The organism is Haloarcula japonica DSM 6131 (assembly GCF_000336635.1).
In the GTDB taxonomy this organism is placed as follows: domain Archaea; phylum Halobacteriota; class Halobacteria; order Halobacteriales; family Haloarculaceae; genus Haloarcula; species Haloarcula japonica.
In genome coordinates this window covers 1-225 of the sequence record NZ_AOLY01000010.1, presented here as the reverse complement: position 1 = coordinate 225, position 225 = coordinate 1, and the positions used below count along the sequence as shown (strand labels likewise).

The 225-nt window shown below is 53.3% G+C and carries 1 rRNA gene; it reads right to left on the bottom strand.

Annotated features, from left to right (window positions below):
* Window positions 1-225: ribosomal RNA gene (locus tag C444_RS22515) — 23S ribosomal RNA — on the bottom strand; the annotation flags it as partial.

The window sequence follows — 225 nt, the reverse complement described above, 5'->3', positions numbered from 1 at the left end:
TTCCCTGTGCCTCCCCGGATACTCCGGTTAGACTTGCCATACAGACACACTCCCTGGCTCGTTTTTCAAAACGTACGACAGAACATCGGCTTCCCGTGAGTCTTACTGGAGACTCGCGTCTCGGTCATTCGTCATGGGACCTTGTATGCCCTGTCGCTCGATCGCCAACTGATTTCATGCTCTATTTCGCCTCCCTTCTGAGGGTACTTTGCAGCGTTCGTTCAC